Annotated in this window: 22 protein-coding genes; 4 read left to right on the forward strand and 18 right to left on the reverse strand. The window is 62.6% G+C overall.

Features of this window, described 5'->3' with window-relative positions:
• Nucleotides 1–5 precede the first annotated feature (5 nt).
• Together RBJ75_RS00200 and RBJ75_RS00205 are read left to right on the forward strand one after the other, a co-directional pair.
• Nucleotides 6–1,529, forward strand: a complete 1,524-nt coding sequence (locus RBJ75_RS00200) for a multicopper oxidase family protein (RefSeq protein ID WP_044410277.1) — start codon at nucleotides 6–8, stop codon at nucleotides 1,527–1,529.
• A 36-nt stretch (nucleotides 1,530–1,565) separates the two neighbouring features.
• Nucleotides 1,566–2,576: an NAD-dependent epimerase/dehydratase family protein gene (locus RBJ75_RS00205; RefSeq protein WP_044410274.1), complete on the forward strand. Its 1,011-nt coding sequence runs from the start codon at nucleotides 1,566–1,568 to the stop codon at nucleotides 2,574–2,576.
• Between the two features lie 119 nt (nucleotides 2,577–2,695).
• Here RBJ75_RS00205 and RBJ75_RS00210 read toward each other — a convergent pair whose 3' ends face one another.
• The 3 genes from RBJ75_RS00210 to RBJ75_RS00220 all read right to left on the reverse strand — a co-directional run bounded on the left by RBJ75_RS00210 (nucleotide 2,696) and on the right by RBJ75_RS00220 (nucleotide 6,003).
• Nucleotides 2,696–3,124 (reverse strand): hypothetical protein, encoded by a 429-nt coding sequence (locus RBJ75_RS00210; protein WP_044410271.1) that lies wholly within the window; start codon nucleotides 3,122–3,124, stop codon nucleotides 2,696–2,698.
• A 3-nt stretch (nucleotides 3,125–3,127) separates the two neighbouring features.
• Complete coding sequence (locus RBJ75_RS00215; RefSeq protein WP_044410268.1) at nucleotides 3,128–5,113, reverse strand: conjugal transfer protein TraG; 1,986 nt, start codon at nucleotides 5,111–5,113, stop codon at nucleotides 3,128–3,130.
• Nucleotides 5,114–5,355: 242 nt separating this feature from the next.
• Nucleotides 5,356–6,003 (reverse strand): cation transporter, encoded by a 648-nt coding sequence (locus tag RBJ75_RS00220; RefSeq protein ID WP_044410265.1) that lies wholly within the window; start codon nucleotides 6,001–6,003, stop codon nucleotides 5,356–5,358.
• A 66-nt stretch (nucleotides 6,004–6,069) separates the two neighbouring features.
• Between RBJ75_RS00220 and RBJ75_RS00225 the strand changes: the two genes are divergently transcribed.
• The gene (locus RBJ75_RS00225; protein WP_044410262.1) at nucleotides 6,070–6,477 is read left to right on the forward strand and encodes a MerR family transcriptional regulator; all 408 of its coding nucleotides are present in this window, start codon (nucleotides 6,070–6,072) and stop codon (nucleotides 6,475–6,477) included.
• A 41-nt stretch (nucleotides 6,478–6,518) separates the two neighbouring features.
• On the opposite strand, the gene RBJ75_RS00230 is transcribed toward RBJ75_RS00225, so the two are convergent.
• The 13 genes from RBJ75_RS00230 to RBJ75_RS00285 all read right to left on the reverse strand — a co-directional run bounded on the left by RBJ75_RS00230 (nucleotide 6,519) and on the right by RBJ75_RS00285 (nucleotide 14,736).
• On the reverse strand, nucleotides 6,519–8,258 hold the full coding sequence (locus RBJ75_RS00230; protein ID WP_276156980.1) for a relaxase/mobilization nuclease domain-containing protein: 1,740 nt from the start codon (nucleotides 8,256–8,258) through the stop codon (nucleotides 6,519–6,521).
• A 250-nt stretch (nucleotides 8,259–8,508) separates the two neighbouring features.
• Nucleotides 8,509–9,270: a lytic transglycosylase domain-containing protein gene (locus RBJ75_RS00235; protein WP_044406482.1), complete on the reverse strand. Its 762-nt coding sequence runs from the start codon at nucleotides 9,268–9,270 to the stop codon at nucleotides 8,509–8,511.
• Nucleotides 9,271–9,273: 3 nt separating this feature from the next.
• Entirely contained in the window at nucleotides 9,274–9,609 is a 336-nt protein-coding gene (locus tag RBJ75_RS00240; RefSeq protein WP_044406480.1) for a DUF736 domain-containing protein, read from the reverse strand.
• A 48-nt stretch (nucleotides 9,610–9,657) separates the two neighbouring features.
• Nucleotides 9,658–10,203, reverse strand: coding sequence for a S26 family signal peptidase (locus RBJ75_RS00245; protein WP_044406478.1), 546 nt, complete (start codon nucleotides 10,201–10,203; stop codon nucleotides 9,658–9,660).
• The gene (locus RBJ75_RS00250; protein ID WP_044406475.1) at nucleotides 10,200–10,721 is read right to left on the reverse strand and encodes a DUF2840 domain-containing protein; all 522 of its coding nucleotides are present in this window, start codon (nucleotides 10,719–10,721) and stop codon (nucleotides 10,200–10,202) included. Before RBJ75_RS00250 ends, RBJ75_RS00245 begins: the two co-directional genes overlap by 4 nt.
• Nucleotides 10,718–10,969, reverse strand: coding sequence for a hypothetical protein (locus tag RBJ75_RS00255; RefSeq protein WP_044406473.1), 252 nt, complete (start codon nucleotides 10,967–10,969; stop codon nucleotides 10,718–10,720). Before RBJ75_RS00255 ends, RBJ75_RS00250 begins: the two co-directional genes overlap by 4 nt.
• The gene (gene parA / locus RBJ75_RS00260) at nucleotides 10,966–11,604 is read right to left on the reverse strand and encodes a ParA family partition ATPase (RefSeq protein ID WP_044406470.1); all 639 of its coding nucleotides are present in this window, start codon (nucleotides 11,602–11,604) and stop codon (nucleotides 10,966–10,968) included. Before parA ends, RBJ75_RS00255 begins: the two co-directional genes overlap by 4 nt.
• Nucleotides 11,601–12,776, reverse strand: a complete 1,176-nt coding sequence (locus RBJ75_RS00265) for a replication initiator protein A (protein WP_044406467.1) — start codon at nucleotides 12,774–12,776, stop codon at nucleotides 11,601–11,603. The genes parA and RBJ75_RS00265 overlap by 4 nt, the downstream gene beginning before the upstream one ends.
• 8 nt (nucleotides 12,777–12,784) lie before the next feature.
• Nucleotides 12,785–13,057, reverse strand: a complete 273-nt coding sequence (locus tag RBJ75_RS00270) for a helix-turn-helix transcriptional regulator (protein ID WP_044406460.1) — start codon at nucleotides 13,055–13,057, stop codon at nucleotides 12,785–12,787.
• A gap of 127 nt (nucleotides 13,058–13,184) precedes the next feature.
• Complete coding sequence (locus RBJ75_RS00275) at nucleotides 13,185–13,661, reverse strand: DUF2285 domain-containing protein (RefSeq protein WP_044406458.1); 477 nt, start codon at nucleotides 13,659–13,661, stop codon at nucleotides 13,185–13,187.
• The gene (locus RBJ75_RS29450) at nucleotides 13,609–13,944 is read right to left on the reverse strand and encodes a transcriptional regulator domain-containing protein (protein WP_411194488.1); all 336 of its coding nucleotides are present in this window, start codon (nucleotides 13,942–13,944) and stop codon (nucleotides 13,609–13,611) included. The genes RBJ75_RS00275 and RBJ75_RS29450 overlap by 53 nt, the downstream gene beginning before the upstream one ends.
• A 142-nt stretch (nucleotides 13,945–14,086) precedes the next feature.
• Complete coding sequence (locus tag RBJ75_RS00280) at nucleotides 14,087–14,455, reverse strand: DNA -binding domain-containing protein (RefSeq protein ID WP_317528573.1); 369 nt, start codon at nucleotides 14,453–14,455, stop codon at nucleotides 14,087–14,089.
• A gap of 20 nt (nucleotides 14,456–14,475) precedes the next feature.
• Entirely contained in the window at nucleotides 14,476–14,736 is a 261-nt protein-coding gene (locus tag RBJ75_RS00285) for a helix-turn-helix domain-containing protein (protein ID WP_044406454.1), read from the reverse strand.
• 155 nt (nucleotides 14,737–14,891) lie between these two features.
• Between RBJ75_RS00285 and RBJ75_RS00290 the strand changes: the two genes are divergently transcribed.
• Nucleotides 14,892–15,110, forward strand: coding sequence for a helix-turn-helix domain-containing protein (locus RBJ75_RS00290; protein WP_024343470.1), 219 nt, complete (start codon nucleotides 14,892–14,894; stop codon nucleotides 15,108–15,110).
• A gap of 199 nt (nucleotides 15,111–15,309) precedes the next feature.
• Here the strand turns inward: RBJ75_RS00290 and RBJ75_RS00295 are convergent, their stop codons facing one another.
• Together RBJ75_RS00295 and RBJ75_RS00300 are read right to left on the reverse strand one after the other, a co-directional pair.
• On the reverse strand, nucleotides 15,310–16,356 hold the full coding sequence (locus RBJ75_RS00295; protein WP_024343494.1) for an IS110 family transposase: 1,047 nt from the start codon (nucleotides 16,354–16,356) through the stop codon (nucleotides 15,310–15,312).
• Nucleotides 16,357–16,430: 74 nt separating this feature from the next.
• Entirely contained in the window at nucleotides 16,431–17,087 is a 657-nt protein-coding gene (locus RBJ75_RS00300) for a cation transporter (RefSeq protein WP_024343495.1), read from the reverse strand.
• Nucleotides 17,088–17,089 lie beyond the last annotated feature (2 nt).

Consider the following 17,089-nt stretch of genomic DNA (forward strand, 5'->3'; position numbering starts at 1 on the left):
TCAAAATGGCTCCACTCTCACGTCGCAGTTTCCTGGCATCCGGCGCTGCCGCCGGCATCATGGCGTCGCTTCCCGGCACCGTGTACGCGCAAGCTTCCACCAAGGCCAATGCGCTCACATTGCGCGCCGTGCGTCGCACGATCGAAGTCGACGGCCGTGCCGCCTCGGTCCTGGGTCTTGTCGACGGCTCCGGAAGGCCCGGACTGATCCTCGATCCCGGTCAGCGCTTTCGTGTCGACCTCACGAACGATCTCGATGTCGAGACCATCGTGCACTGGCATGGTCAGATCCCGCCGAACGCCCAGGACGGCGTGTCGAACACGAGCCCGATGATTCCGGCGGGCGGCAGCCGATCCTTTGATTTTGCGCCCCGTACCGGAACGTTCTGGATGCACAGCCATGTCCCGGCCCAGGAGGTCGATCAGCTCGCAGCGCCCCTGATCGTTCGAAGTGCCGAAGATCTGGCTGCTGACAGGCAGGAGGTCGTTCTCTTCCTGCATGACTTTTCCTTCCGCTCCGGCGAAGAGGTCCTTGAGGAGATCACGTCCGGCCGCGCGATGCCGCATGGCGAGGTGCAGGAAGGTAGCCACTCCATGGGAGAATTCCCGCGGCGGATCGTCGGGCATCACGAATCCGATCCGATGTCCATGCCAATGCCGAACGCGATGTCGGGCGGCATGGCGGGGATGGGCCACGACTCCGGAATGGAGATGGATCTCAACGACTTCGAATTCGATGCCTATCTCGCCAATGACCGGACCCTGGACGATCCCGAGGTGATAGCGGTCGAGCGGGGTGGACGCGTTCTCCTGCGTGCCATCAACGCGGCGTCGATGACGGCATTCTGGATCGATCTCGGATCGGTGGTCGGTCGCCTGGTTGCCGTCGACGGAGATGCCGTAGAGCCCATGGAAGGAACGCGCTTCGGCTTCGCTCAAGGGCAACGGCTCGACATCGAGATTGATATGCCAGCAGACGGATCGGTCTTGCCTGTCCTGGCCTTGCGCGAAGGCGCACCGCAAAGGACCGGTATCGTGCTTGCCCCGCGCGGCGCCGAGGTGCGACGCATCTCTTCCACGGCGGACGCCGAGCATCCGGCCTATTCCGGCGACATGACGACGGAGTTGGCGCTCCGTGCCCTCAATCCTCTCCCGGATCGGCCGGTGAACCGGACGCATATGGTCATGCTGGGCGGCCAGATGAGCCCTTATGTGTGGTCGCTCAACGGGCAACTCTGGGGCAGCCATACGCCGGTCGCGGTCATGTCGGGCGAGCGTGTCGAGATGATGTTCCACAACATGTCGATGATGGCGCACCCGATGCATCTCCACGGACACGCTTTCCAGGTCGTGGACGTCAATGGTCAGCGGATCGCCGGCGCCGTCCGTGATACGGTGCATGTTCCGCCGATGGGGATGGTGACGATTGCCTTAGATGCCGGTGAGGTCGCGCCTTGGATGCTCCATTGTCATCACATGGCGCACATGGCCGCCGGCATGATGAGCGAACTCGATGTCCGCTCGGCCTGATGCGCGCGCGGCCTTCGATCGGATCAGGCGCTGACGATGAGTAAACGGAGTGTCTTGATCGTCGGAGGCTACGGCCAGGTCGGACGCGCCATGGCGGCTCGGTTGCGGCAGATGGGCTGCACTGCCGTGACCATCGGCGGGCGGAGACGTGCGCCCGCCCAAGGCGTCGCGGAGAAGCTGGGCTATCGCTGGACGACGATCGACCTGAACGACGGGCGAACCTGGTCAGGAGCGCTTGAAGGAATAGACGTTGTCGTCGTTTGCATGGACCAGGATGGGCCGGCCTTCGCCGAAGCGGTTCTGGAGCGGGGTCTTGGCTATATCGATATAACGGCTTCTGACGACCTTTTCCGGCAGATCGAGGCGCTCGAGGCCTTTGCGATTGCGAGCGGTGGATGGGCCGTGCTTTCCGTGGGCCTCGCGCCTGGCCTGACAAATCTCATGGCGCGGGCCTGTGCAGACGGCATGGATCAGGTCGAGAAAATAGAGATCGGTATCCTCCTCGGTCTCGGGGACGCTCATGGAACGGCCGCGTTGAATTGGACATTGGAGAACCTGCGTCCGTATCCCTCATCCGCAATCCGCAGGATCGCGTTCGGAAGCCGATCTGTTCAACGAGCATCTATCCCGTTCGATTTCGCGGACCAGCACGTCCTGATGCGGCGCCACGGCTATGAGCGCGTGACGACGCGCCTTGCGTTCGATACGCCGCTTGTGACGGCAGGGGGATTGCGTCTTCTCGGTCACCTTGGTCGGATCCAGGGGATGCGCGGCGTTATGAGATGGCTGTTTTCAAAGTTTCGGGTCGGATCGGACCGGGTGGGATTGTCGGTCACCGCCGTTGGTCGAACGCAAGGAAAGCCGTCTCGACGTTTCATGTCATTCGAGGCCAGGAAGGAAGCGGAGATCACTGCGCTGATGGCATCTCAAACAATCGTGCTCATGCTTGATGAGCCGCCGCAGACCGGCATCCATCATCTGGAAGAAATCCGCGGGATTGATGACTTTGCTGACGGTCTGCGAGGCGAGGGTAGCGTCCTTGCCTAAAGGCAGCCCCTAATATGGATACCCGACGGTCGGCAGAAATCCTGTGATGGCCTCATTGGCATGATAGGAAATTGCCAAGGCGTTCCCGTCCGTCCATTTCACACGAGTTCTTTTTGGCCTCACCTGGCCTCTCTCTCCACGTCTTCCGGTATCTCCTGCCGAAGCTTCGGTCCCTTGGCGAGACGGCGGCCGAGCGCGGTGATGAAAGACTCGTAGCGCTCTGCGGCCTTGGCGCGAGCTGCCTGGGCGGCCGGTTCCGGAAGTGCCGGCGTCGTGGTGAGCCAGAATCTAACGAAGACGGCCAGCGTTTCGACAGAGATACCGAGATCTCGTTCCAGACGGGAGATGCGCCTGTCGATCTGATCCAGCCGCTTGGCAATGACGGCCTCGCGCCTTTCAGCATCGTCGGGCGAAAGAAAGGAGGCGATCGCCGCCTCCGCGATCATCGACTGCGATTGCTCGCGCCGCGCTGCATAGTCCGACAGCATCGCCATGATGTCCGGGTCAAGATAGACGGAGATCTGCGTCTTTTTCCTTCGGGCGGGCATAGGCTAGAGTTCCATTCCGTCTTTGGTGTCGAGCGAGACTTGCCGCGCCACCCTTTGCATCGTGCGGGACATCCGACTGTTGCGCGCGGCTTCTTCCTGATCATCATCGAAGGGGTCGATCTCGAATTCGTTTTCGATTGGCTCCTTTTTCTCGACGGGCTGGGCGCGGCCGAGCTCCGGCTGGCGGCGCCGTTCGGAATCGGTGGTATCCTCGTCGTTGCCAGCGTTGCCAGATCGGTCGGTGTGAAGCGTCGGCTTGGGCGGTAGTGGCAACGCGCTCCATTCGTCTTTTTCGGCTTCGGCAGGGTCCGCTATGGATGGCGGTGGCAGAATGCGCTCCTCGAAACGGCGGTCCTCAAAGTAGCGAACCTTCTTCGCGCGGATCGGCGATATGCCAGCGACCATGACGATTTCGTCCGCTGGCGGGAGTTGCATGACCTCACCTGGCGTTAGCAGCGGCCTTGCGGTTTCCTGCCGCGACACCATCAGATGGCCGAGCCAGGGTGAAAGCCTGTGCCCCGCATAGTTCTTCATCGCCCGCATCTCAGTCGCTGTACCGAGCGCATCACTCACCCGTTTCGCGGTTCGCTCGTCATTGGTGGCGAAGCTCACCCGGACGTGGCAATTGTCGAGGATCGAGTTGTTCGGCCCGTAGGCCTTCTCGATCTGGTTCAGCGACTGCGCTATCAGGAAACTCTTGAGCCCGTAGCCTGCCATGAAGGCGAGCGCGCTCTCGAAGAAGTCGAGGCGGCCGAGTGCTGGAAACTCGTCCAGCATCAGCAGCAATTTGTGCCGCGCGGTTCTGGCCTGCAGGTCTTCGGTCAGCCGCCGGCCGATCTGATTAAGGATGAGGCGGATGAGCGGTTTGGTCCGATTGATGTCGGAGGGCGGTACGACAAGGTAGAGTGTCGCCGGGCGCTTGCCGCCTACCAAATCAGTGATGCGCCAGTCGCAGCGGCGCGTCACCTTCGCGACGACAGGATCGCGGTAGAGCCCGAGGAACGACATGGCGGTAGAAAGGACGCCGCTGCGTTCATTGTCGGACTTGTTAAGGAGTTCGCGGGCCGCGCTGGCGATAACCGGATGCGGCCCGGCTTCGCCAAGATGCGCCGTCTTCATCATGGCGGCGAGCGTGGATTCAATGGGGCGTTTCGGATCGGACAGGAGAGCGGCGACGCCGGCGAGTGTCTTGTCCTTTTCCGCATAAAGGACATGGAGGATGGCGCCGACCAAAAGTGCGTGGCTGGTCTTCTCCCAGTGATTGCGCTTTTCCAGCGAACCCTCGGGATCGACGAGGATGTCGGCTATGTTCTGAACGTCGCGCACCTCCCATTCGCCGCGTCGAACTTCGAGCAAAGGATTGTAGGCGGAGGACTCGGGGTTGGTTGGATCGAACAGGAGCACGCGGCCGTGCCGGACGCGAAAGCCTGCCGTGAGCTGCCAGTTCTCCCCCTTGATGTCGTGGACGATGGCCGAGCCCGGCCAGGTCAGAAGCGACGGAATGACCAGACCGACGCCCTTGCCCGAGCGGGTCGGCGCGAAGCACAACACATGCTCCGGTCCCTCATGCCGAAGATAGTCGTCCTTGAGCTTACCCAGGACGACGCCATCGGGGCCAAGCAGACCGGCAGACTTGATCTCATCAGCTTTCGCCCATCTTGCCGATCCATAGGTGAAAACGTTCGGCGCCTCGCGAGCACGCCAGACCGACATAAGAATGGCTACAGCAATTGCCAGGAAGCCGCCCGAGGCAGCAATGATGGCTCCCTCAATGAAGATCGGAGGGGCATAAGCATCGTAGAAATACCACCACCAGAAGAACGCGGGTGGATAGTAAATCGGCCACCCTCCGACTTCGAACCAGGGCGCGCCGAGTTGCGCCTGAAAGCCTAGGCGCCAGGCGGTCCACTCTGTCGCCGCCCAGGTAGTGGTGAGGACGATGGTGAAAACGACGAGGATTTGCCCCCAGAGAATTTTCGTACCTGACATGGTTCCAGTCTCGCGCAAATATCGGAACGCTGAGCGGCAAGATCAGGGACAACAAGTCCATTTTCTCACGGATCGTAAGAACGGCGACCAACGGATAAACAACGGCGGGAGGGACGGAAACTTAAGAAAACAATTCGTCAGTTAAATGGGGCACCGATTATTGGCTGCGAAATTGGTCAGGTGATCGCAGCGTGGGACCTGCAGCGCGTACTAGGGTCTCCACGGATCAACGAGACGGCTTTTTACCGCAACATGTGGACGCCATGAACGCGCCCGGCCTCCCGCCACTCGCGCGAGGCGTCTCGGAGGATGGTGGCGGCGCCGTGGATCGCGAGCACTGCCATGAGGCTGGCTACGACGAAATCCGGCCAGCCTGTTCCGGTGCCGAACACGCCCAGAGCTGCGAGCAGAACGGCCACATTAGCGACCACGTCGTTTCGGGAACAGATCCACACAGAGCGCATGTTGGCATCCCCTTCTCGAAAGGCCGTCAACAGGAACAGACATGCGACATTCATCACCAATGCAAGCGTGCCGATTATCCCCATCGTAGCCGCATGAGGCACCGAGCCGTTGGCCAAGTGCCAGACAACGGTCGCTAGTACCCAGAGCCCGAAGATCCACATCGACGCTCCCTTCACCCATGCCGCTCCAGCGCGCCAACGCAGGCTTGACCCGAAAACAGCCAGGCTGATGGCGTAGTTCGCGGCGTCTGCAAAGAAATCCAGCGCATCGGCCTGAAGCGCCGCGGAGCCGGCGACAAGGCCAGCCACGATCTCGGCGATAAACATCCCGGCATTGATGGCGAGGACGATCCAGAGCACACGGCGAAAGCGCGGTGAGCCGTTGTTGGACGACGAGGCACAGGTTTCGGATGAGCAGCAGGCCATAGGCGAGTCCTATATTTTCGATTTTGCGCTATTCTCTAGCGTCTATAGTAACTATAGGGTCAAGCGATGCGTGACGACGGCTATCAAATTGGCGATCTTGCGCGGCACACGGGCACGAAGGTCGTGACGATCCGCTACTACGAGAAAATCGGCCTCTTGCCCGAAGCCGGGCGCAGCGCTGGAAACTACCGCGTCTATGGTCAAGCTGAATTGGACCGGCTTCGCTTCATTCGTCGATGCCGGGCGCTGGGCTTCTCTCTGGATCAGGTGAAGGAACTTGTCGCTCTGTCCTCGGACGAGGAACGCCCTTGCGCGGAAGTTGACGCCTTGACCCGAGAGCATCTCGACGAGATCGAGCGCAAGATCGCCGATCTCAAATCTCTTGCCGACCAGCTTCGTCGCATCAGCGCAAGCTGCGACGGTGCGACCCACATTTCGAATTGTCGCATCATCGAGGCGCTCAGCGAAACGTGAGACTGATGGCGACCTGACAAGCGTCGGCGCGTCTGCGAGTACTACCGCCCCAGCCCCCGCTTGCGGCCGAAGCTCCAATCTACACCACCGTCGCCGCGCGCGACGCCGGAGATATGGCGGCCGAGATGTTTCTCCATCGATGGCGTCCAGGGCACGAGCTGGAAGCCGAGCCCGTCGTCGATCATCGCGAAGCGACCAGAGGCGAGCGTCAGGCGCTGGCGATAGGCGCCGGCGACATGCTCGCCGGCACCTGCACGCTGGAACGGTTGTCCGGTCTTCGCCGCTAGTTTCTCGCCGATTTCGTCCAACTCGCGCCGGCGGAGCGTGTCGATGAGATTGCGGCTGAAGACGATGCGCCGCCCCTGCCGCTGGGCCAAGCCTTCCCCGATGAGGTGGTCGGCCCGCCTGTCGAGAGCGTCGCGTACTTCCCCGCCAAACCCGTTTTCTGACAGCGCGGCCGGCTCGCGCGCGATGTTCTGCCGGTCGAGCCAGGTCGCACCCGATGCCGTCACCTGCCGTTCGATGTCGAGATCGGAGCGCACCGCGAGCGCGATCCGCCGCTGGCCGCGGGAATCGTCATAGGCGCGCAGCTCGACGATCGAGCCCGGCGCGCTATCGCCGGCGGCGCTGAGATCGGCGAGCTTGAAGTGATGGGATCGACCGTCGATGCCGTCGACCACGGCATAGGCCGTGCCCTTGATCTCATCATCGAGGCCGCGCTCGACCAGACGCCCGACGATGGGCGCGTCGAGGCTTTCGGCTGCCAACACGTAGTCCGCCGATCCACGCTCAATGCCGCGCTCGGTCAACGCGCGGTGCATGCGCCTGATGATGTCGCCGCGCTCCCCGAGTTCACGCAGCATCGCCTCGGCCTTGTCGCCGATCATCCATTGACCGGGGCCGACCTGCTCGGCCAAGCCGAGTGTTTCCAGCTTGCGCAGGCGCCCGACCTTCAGCGCATGGAATTCATCCGGTTGTTCGCCCGGCGGCGGAGCGAGGTCGATCACTCCGGTGCGCCGGCCATCGCGCACAAGCTGACGGTCGAGCTGGGTCCAGCGCTCGGTCTCGATCTGGTTTTCGAGGGTCCGTCGGATATCGAGATCGGTGCGCGGGCCGAGTTCCTGGGTGATGAGATCGCGTGCGCGGTCACGCATGCCTTCCTTGATATAGTCCCGCGATATCACGAGGTCCTCGCCGTCGTCGCGTTTGCCGCGCACGATCAGATGGATATGCGGGTGTTCGGTGTTCCAGTGATCGACGGCGACCCAGTCGAGTTCGGTGCCGAGATCCTTCTCCATCTGTCCTACGAGATCGCTGGTTAAGGATCGCAGGTCCGACATCTCCAGAGCATCGTCGGGCGAGACGATGAAGCGGAAATGGTGCCTGTCGTCCTCGCAGCGCTCGGCGAAGGCCCTGCCGTCTGCTTCTTCCTCTCCCGGCCCGAACAGGCGCGCCTTCTCCCCGTCTCGGGTGACGCCGTCGCGGCGCAGATAGTCGAGATGGGTGCCGAGCGACGCCGTCCGGCCGGAATGGCGAACCACGCGCGCCTTGATGACCGCGCCGCGCGAGCGCGCGGTGATGAGACGATTGGCCTGGATACTGGCGCGCTGGCCGTGGCCGAAGCGCGAGCGGTTGCCGGACGTGATGCGCCCGGATCGCGAGACGCCGCCGCCTGCCTTCTTCGCGGCCGCCAGCGCCTGGGCGATGAAGGGACGCGCCGCCTGCGCACGGGTCGAACGGATACGGCCAGGCCGAATGCGGAACTCGCGATCATCGGCCATGGCATCGCTCCGCAATGTGCGGAAAACCCAGTAAATCTAGGATGTTGAACGCTCGGCGCACATTGCGGCAGAGCCGGACAATGTGCGGAGCGTCCAAGAAAATCCCACAAAAACAACCGACCGACCGGCGCGCAATGTGCGCCCTTTTATCCTGCCATCGGTCGGTTGTGGTTCCTGCGGCTGCCCTTCGCACTCTCCATGACACGCCAGAGCCCGAAAGTACGCGATGAGAGCTGAAACGCGTCATCGCTCACCCCCCCGTGTCATCCTGCGCAATGAAGATGGTTTTGAGATGTGCCTGATCCCCGGCATCGGGCTGCAACGGCACGGAAGCGGAGGTGCCGTCCGAGTGCTTGTCCGTGGCGCGGTCCGCGACCGTCCGGCGGTCAGCTGAGCGCGGGACGAACAGCGGTGCCTCGCGCCAGTCGGGTGGCGGTGATGGCACAGCCGGAGCGCCGGGCGACGGCGCCGTTGCGCCCAGCGCCGGTGCAAGCCGAGCGACATAGGCGCGCGTTTCGGCGGGCAACGGACGGCCCGTCGCGAGGTGATCCTCGTAGCGATCCGGTCCCGCATTGTATGCCGCAAGCATTGCCGGGATCGTGCCGTAACGGTCGTACATCTCGCGGAGATAGGCGGTGCCCGCCAGGATGTTGTCGCGCGGGTCGAAGGGATCGGAACCGAGCCGATAGCGGGCGCGTAGATGGTCCCAGGTCGCCGGCATGACCTGCATCAACCCCTGTGCGCCGGCACGGGAGATCGCGCGTGTGTTGCCAGCGCTTTCGGCCCCCATGACCGCGACGATCCAGTGCTCGGGAATGCCGAACCGATGCGCCGCCTCGGCAACATAGGCGCCGACAGGATCGCGGACTTCCTGTCGCTCAGCAGGCGCCGACTGTGCGGATGCGCTGCCGGTATCGAGCGCGGCGATGACCAGGCCGGAAAGGAGAAGGAGGACGATGCGGCCGCAGAGACCGCACCGCCGCAATGTTGCTGATGGACCGATGAGAGGCATCGATCAGTCCTGCTCGTCCCGCTTCTTCGGGCGGGTCCAATGCAGGCCCCAGTCGCGTCCATCCTCGTCCGACTGGAACAGCCGCGCACGAACCGGAAACGCGAATGCCGGGTCATCGAGGACGACGGAGATGAATGTGCCCGCGCGGTCGCCGGTATGTTTCCAGCCCGCGCCGACCTCGGGGCCGGTCTCGTCGCCGAGATGAACGCGGTAGGCCGGCGCGTTTTCGCTGTCGGCATTCTCGGTCGCGACGAAGGTGAGCGCGCAGTCGAAGGACAGCGAGCGGATTCGTCCGCTATAGCCGTCTGCTGTGCGGGTGAACTGACCGATCTGGGGCATGATGAACTCCTGCCTGGATGCGGCGAGATTGCGGGAAGGCGTGCGTCGTCACCGCGTCGGCGCGCGCCAGACGAAGCGGCCATCGCCGTCTTCGTCGGTGTAGAGAGGGACGGCCTGGCCAATGACGGTCGTCGCCGAAAGCGGTCCGAAATAGCGGCCGTCGAGGCTGTCGGGGACTTGCCAGTTCATCAGGAAGAACTCGTCTTCGGCGACGGTGCGACAGCCGCTCCAGACCGGCAGCGGGCGGTCCAGGCGATCACGGTCGCGGGCTTCGCCCATCACGATTCCGTCGACCGTGATGGTGCGGCCGATCCGGCATATGCGCTGTCCCGGCAGGCCGAGAACGCGCTTCAGGATCGGCACGTCACGGCCGATGTAACCGCGCTCGACCATGAAATCGTCAAGCGGCTCAGGTGGCATGACCGCGACGAGATCGGGAACGTCGAGATGCTCGGCGGGGTCGATCCGATAGAGCCCGATCGGCGCGCTGGCCGACACGTTCCAGACGAGCTTGAGCGATGTCGGAACGATGGCGGCGGTGGCAACGCCCATGACAGTGAAGTAGGTCAGCATGACGTAGCCGAAGCGGGTCATCGTTCGATCTCCCGCCGCTTGAGCCAGGCCTGATGGCGCTCCCGCGTGTAAGGACGCGGTTCCTGGCCCGCGCTCATCCGGTGGGCCACATGGCGCCAGTGATCGGGGGCGGCGTCGCAGGGATCGACGTCGGCGGCTTCCACCGCGTCGATGTGCTGGAGCACCTTCTCGACCTTCGGCCAGCCTTCGATCTTGAGCAGGATTTCCCCGCCGGGGCGCACGAAAGGCAGCGTCTGATATGCGGCGCCGGGTTCGACGGGGCGCACGATGTCGATGCGGGAGATGACAGTGCCGTAGTCGTTTGCCGCCCAACGCACGAAGGCGAAGACCGCGCCGGGACGGAAGGAGACGACGCGCCGGCGGCGGTCGATGATCCGCTCGCCAGCCGCGCGGCCGAAGCGAATCCAGTATTCGATCCTGCCCTCGATCCAGGTCAGTTCGACATGAGTGAGTGCGTCGGAAGTGTTCGCGGAGTGCGTCGGGCTTTCACCGACGCCGGGAGCCGTGGCGCCGGTCATGATGGATCTCCTTCATCATTGGGGAATTCGCGGGCGAGCAGGTCGCGCAGCATGTCGGCGACGGTGACGCCGCGCCGGAAGGCGGCGATCTTGATGCGCCCGCGCAGCTCGGGCGTGATGTCGATGGTCAGGCGGGCGGTGAATCCGGAGGGCTTGCCGTCACGGGGAGCAGCATCGGCTGATCTGATCCAGTGCTCGGGTTCGCCCGGTCGGGCGGCGAAGGCGCGGCGATTTGGACGGTCGCTCATGGTGCGAGCCTTCCGATCTCTACCGCCAGCGCCGCCACTTCCCGCGCGGCGATGCTGTCCGCGTCGCATTCGCAAGCGAGGCGGCCGGACTGTGCGGCCGACGCAAAGATGACGCGCTGGCCGATCGTCGCTTTGAGCGCGGGCGGGTCCTGGTCGGCGAGCGCATCGCCGGTCTCGCGTGCGATGATGGTTCGTGCCGGACAGCGGTTGAGGACGAAGCGCACGGCGAGCTGCGGACGGAATATCCGCGCCTCCTCGATCAGGCGCAGGATCTCCGCCGAGGCCCAGCCATCGAAGGGTGACGGCTGCACCGGAATGAGGATGACGTCTGCGGCGAGCAGCGCCGAGCGCATCAGCCCCGCGACGCGCGGCGGACCGTCGATGACGACGTGATCGGCATTGCGGGCGAGCTCCGGGGCTTCGTGATGCAGCGTATCACGCGCAAGGCCAATGACGCCGAAGCTTCGCGGCAGGCCCTCACGGCTGCGTCTCTCGGACCAGTCGAGCGCCGATCCCTGCGGGTCGGCATCGATCAGGGTGACGGTGCTTCCGCCTCGCGCCCATTCGCCGGCGAGGTGCAAGGCGAGCGTCGTCTTGCCGACACCGCCCTTCTGGTTGAGGAACGCCGCAATCATGAAGCGTCTCCCGCACCAGCACGGGCCGGATCGTTCTTGGAGACAGCGTCGTCATCGCGTTCAGAGAATGCCGTCTGGCGTCCGCGCTCTTCCTCTTTTCGGTGTGTCGGAGAGTGTTTCTCCCCAGAGTGCCCGCCCCTACAAAAGTTAGATTCTTTGTTAGACTCTAAGTTAAGGGGTCGATTTCCGCTTTCTGCGGAAGAGGTTAGATGCGGTTTGGGTTCCCGATAGCACGATGGGTCGGTTCCCGATGGCACGATAGTCCGGGTTCCCGATAGCACGACGGCTTCCACAGCCTGTCCACAGGGCGCCGGCTCGAAGGCGAGCAGCGTGCGCCCGCCCGCCTCGATCTCGAGAAACAGCGTGTAGCCGGGTAGCGGTTGTCGCTGGATGATCGCGCGCAGTTCGAAGGCGAAGCGCTTGAACGGTGAAAGGCTCCCGGATTTGACGTAGAGATGCCGGAAGTCGAACCGCCAGCCGCGCTTCTGCCTGCCGCCATGCTTGCGCACGATCCGGTACAGCCAACGCTCGATCCCGCCCGTGAGGCCGAAATAGGCGCGGTCGATGGTGAGGACGAGCGCCTCGTCCAGCACCGCCTTGTAGAACCAGTCCGGCACGGTGAGCTCGATTCCGTCCGGATTGCCGAACGCGTCGGCGCGCTCGGTCCATTCGTTGATCCAGGAGAAGCGGTGCATGCGCCTACCGGTCGTACGACTGCTCGGCGCACCTTCATTTCGGCTGCGTGGATTGGACGGTGGCTGGCGCAGGGTGGTTGCGACCGTGGTCGATTGCAGCCGGTCGAGCGCGGCTCTCAGCCGGCGATAGTCGCGCGCGCCGGTGCCACGTCCGACGAAGGTCAGGATTTCGTATGGGGTGGTGGCGATCAGGCGCGAAGTGCGAAAGCCGTTGTCGCGCGCCTCGACGATCTGGCTGGCCGCCCAGATCAGGATGTCGGCATCCCAGATTGTGGCCATCCCATGCTCTGGCACGGCTTCCACGCGGATGGCGATCTCACCGGTGCGGAAGTCGATCGGCTCGACGCGGTGGGATTTGGATAGGGAGAAAAACGGATAGGCCATGAGGTCCTGCGCATCGCGCGGCGCGAGATCGCTCGGCAGAGCGCGGAACAGCTCAAGCTGCTCCCGTTCCGAATTGCGGGGCCGCGTCGTCATGGGAGTAATCAGCGGCTCTCGGCAGACGACGGATCGTCATGACGTTTGGCCGGAAGGACCGTGCCGACGCCGGGGTCGGAGGTGGATTGCTTGACGCCACGTTCCGCCCAGGCCTGCAGGTCATCGACGGAGTAGACGACACGGCCACCGAGTTTGCGGTAGGCAGGACCGGTTCCGTAGGTGCGGTGCTTTTCGAGGGTGCGGGCGGAAAGGCTGAGCAACCGGGCTGCTTCGGGTGTTCTCAGATAGCGCGGCGGGATGCCGGCGGTGGCTGCGGACATGATCGTGCCTCCATGATCCTTGCTGGCGCCGCCGGATATCGGCGGAGCGTCAGGGTCACGGTGGCGGAGAAGAAGGGGCGTGGGGGAGTGCGAAGTTTCCAGAAAACAATCGCACCCTGGTCGGCGGTTAGCTCAAGTCGGGGCGGTGGCCGAGAAGCAGGCGGCGATAGCCGCCGGAGACGAGGTCGAGGCCAGTGATAGCGCGGCGCATCACCGTGTCGCGCAGCGAAGAGGATTTCCAGGTGATGGCGTTGACTGTGGCGGCGCCGAACACCGCCTCGGCGATCTCCTGATGGGTGGCGCCCGCTTGGCGTCCATCGATCGTGCGGAGCATTTCGATCAGCTGTCGCTGCCTGTGCGGCGTTATCCGCTTGTCGATTGCAGTTCCGCGTCGCAGGGCCACATCGCGGAACCGATTGATCGCATCGATGCGATCCTGAAAGTGCGGGTCGATGAGCGTCACAGCCGCGACCGGACCAGCCGGTGGGTGGCCATCAAGACAGATTGCTACGAACTGCGATGTGCCGAGGGAGAAATGAACGTAGAGGCCCTCATCCGCGGCTCTGGCGTCGGCCGTGACGATGGTGACGTTCATCGTTGGCATGGTGGAGGCATTTTGAGTTGTCAGAATGAGGACGGCCGGGTCGACGGCCGGGCTCCAGAAGGTCTTTGCGTCTATGGCGGACAAGTTTGGGGCTATCGGGAAAGCGCAACCCCCAGTGCGCCGTTAGCGCGGCTGCGGCACGGTCGTCCGCTGGGTCGGAGGCTAGCGCCTCCTTCTGGTATTCAGGATTTCGCCTGAGAAACTCCCAAGCGAGTCCTTCGGGATTCAGATCGCTCAGGTATTGGTAGTTCGTCGGATCTCGCCAGTTCCTTTCCGCCACCATGCCGTCTTCCTCCTCCTCAAATCTGCGCGGTGGTACGCATGTGATTGGAAGGTCGCGTCAAAATTGAAATCAGGGAAGCCAAGCAACCGACATATGGTGATGCGTGTAGCGCATCACCCGAAGCTCGGTCAGTCGAGAGTGTTCAATGGTAAGCGGAGCGCAGGAGGTCGCGGTAACCGTTCTCGGTCATCCAATGCGCGCGGGCGAGATGTGTCTGATGAATGTGCTGAGCACGATCGGGTTGTTCTTCGGGATCGAGTCCAAAGATCATGCGGACAGCTTCGGCCCAATGCGCGGCGTCGGCCTCCGCATCGAGCAAACGAAGATAGGTCTCAAAATGCGCGCGGTCGTATTCGGTCAAGTGTTCGCTGTGCGGCGGCTCGTCCAGAAAGTCAGCTTGCCCCATCTGTCCCCCGGTCTCTCGGCGCGAGGCCTCGGTGCATATGGTTAACGTAAATTGACAAAATTTGTAGAGGCGCACCGAAAAATCGCTGCGAAAGGTGTGGCGCATTGCGCCTGACACCTCCGTTGTCAGGCCAGCGCTTCTGGCTTGTTAGGTCTCGCGGCATCGACAATCATCACTCCTTCGCCTCGGTCAGAGGAGAGGAAGACGATGCCTGCTGCTTCCAGCGCCCGGCGAATCTGGTCGCACGTGCTCTCATGCACCTTGAGTCCGTTGACGGACTCGAGGCGCTTGAGCGCGGTCAGCGAAACCAGGGCCTTTTCAGCGAGCATCTCTTGCGTCCAACCGAGCAATGCGCGCGCGGCCCGTGCCTGTCGGGCGGTGATCATGCATGATCACCTCCTACAGACCCCGGCATTCACGCCACTAAAACGACTTCTCTATTCGGGCCAATCGGATAGCGAGGCTTCCCGCGCGCTCCGCTGGCTCATTTACATACTATAGTTGATAAACTCAAAGTATGTAAATCACGATCCTCCTGCGCATGGATATGCGCAAATTGGTCGGCCGGAACTTCGCCCGCCTGCGTCGGGAGAAAGGCCTGACCCAGGAAGAGGTCGAAGCGCGCTCCGGTTTCAGTCAACAGTATCTCAGCAGCCTTGAACGCGGCCGGAGGAACCCGACCGTGATCACGCTTTATGAATTGGCTCAGGCCCTCGGCGTCAGCCACATGGAATTGGTCCGGCCCGACGATCAGCTTTGAGCCGTATTCCCGCGAGGATCATGCTTCTCTTCGTGGTCGGCACGAGGCCGCCACAGGATGGGATCAGAAGAGCCGGCGGAGCAATCTATAATGCGGCTTCGCGTTGGACATGCCGACGCTGCCAAGTCGTATTTGCGAACTCACCGTCCCTCGTCCCCTCGCAGGGAGACGCCTCAGTCAGACTTGCGCCTGACCGAACCTATGTCAGAGGAGCGGCGGCCTCTGGCCGCTTACCCCAGTCGAACTCAGTTCCATCCACCCACATGCGATGCAGTATGACACCGATGCGGCGAGCGAGGGCGACGATCGCCTTCTTGTGGCCTCGACGTCGCGAGACCTGAGCAGCCCAAGCCTTTAGGGTGGACCAGCGTTTTACGCGAGTCAGTAGCACCTGTGCTGCCTCGTAGAGCGCGCTGCGCGTCATGGCGTCACCCCATCTCGAAATGCGGCCGGTGCGATCCACTTCGCCGGATTGGTGCTTGCGCGGCGTCAGACCAAAATGGGCACCAACGGTTCGCGACCGAGTGAAGCGAGATGGGACATCGACCGTTGCCCGGAAGATGAGCGCTACGAGCGGGCCGACCCCCGGCACCGTCATAAACCGGCGCGAAACAGTGTCGTCCCGCGCGAGACGGACAAGCAAATCGTCCAACCGACCGAACTGCTCCCGCAGCGATCGCCGCGCCAACAGGAGCGTATCAGCGACTATGTGTAGGTCGCTTCCTGCGATCAGTTCCCGTACTCGCGGCTCGAAATCGCGCGCCGTGACTTTGCCGAGGTGATATCCGAAGTTTCGGATGAGACCACGGATTTCATTTTCAACATCCTGGAGCTTGTTTCGCAGGAGTTGGCGGGCCGTCAGGACGGTCCGAAGGCGCTGGCTTGTCGGCGTCTTGACGTGGACGGGTTTGAAGAGGCCGACGCGCATCATCTGCGCGATTCCGCGCGCATCATGCCGGTCGGTCTTGTTGAGTTGCGCGGAGAGAGCCGCCTTCATGTGCCGGGTCTCTACACACACGATGGGAATGCCGGCTTCGGCTAAATGCCCATAAATGTGCTGAGACAGCATCCCTGCTTCGAGACCGACGCGGACGACTGGAAGCGGGAGCGACAGGATATGCTGCGCAATCTCTTCCGGATTGGATGAAAGCTTTCGTTCATGCGCTACCTGCCCATCGGCGTTGACAACGCAGAGATTGATTGTTCGGGCGGAAACATCCAGCCCAATATAATAGCTTTGAGACATGCCGAACTCCTCCGAATCAAGAGTCGACACGTCTCATAACCAATCTACAGACCATTTTGTAAACTACGACTATTTCAGTCGTTCTCGGGACTAGACTGGCCCTTGGGCCGCGACGAGCCATCACCTATTGCATCGTGCGCCTCCTTCAGGATATTCCAGCCACCCTTGAGCACGATGCCGCCAACCAGCAACCCGATGATTAGGTCAGGCAGCGGGGACGCGAAGAACATGACCGCGGCACCCGACGCGACAATGCCGGCGTTCGCCAGCATATCGTTCGTCGTAAAGATCCAGGACGCTTTGAGATGCACACCTCGATCCCGATGCGACCGCAGCAGTTTTAAGCAAACTACATTCAGCGCGGCATTGGCGAGAGCCGTGACGATCATGGCGAGGCCGATTGGCTCGGCACCCACGAAGAAACGGCGAAGCACCTCCACGAACAATGCAAGTCCAAAGGCGATCAGAAGCAAACCCGAAAGACGCGCCACTCGCACCTTTGCCACGATCGTCCGGCCGACGGCATAAAGGCTGACGGCATAAACGCCGGCATCTCCCAAATTATCCAGGGCGGCACCCAAGAGACCTGTCGAGTCTGCGATAACGCCGACGACACCGGCCACGATCACCTGCAAGAAGTTTATGGCAAGAACCCAGATAAGAGTCCTGCGTTCGGCGGCATTGCTCGCGTCAAGCTCGATTTCACCTTCTTCTTGTTGTTTTTCACTCATAC

This window comes from Rhodopseudomonas sp. BAL398 (assembly GCF_033001325.1).
Classification (GTDB): Bacteria; Pseudomonadota; Alphaproteobacteria; order Rhizobiales; family Xanthobacteraceae; genus JARJEH01.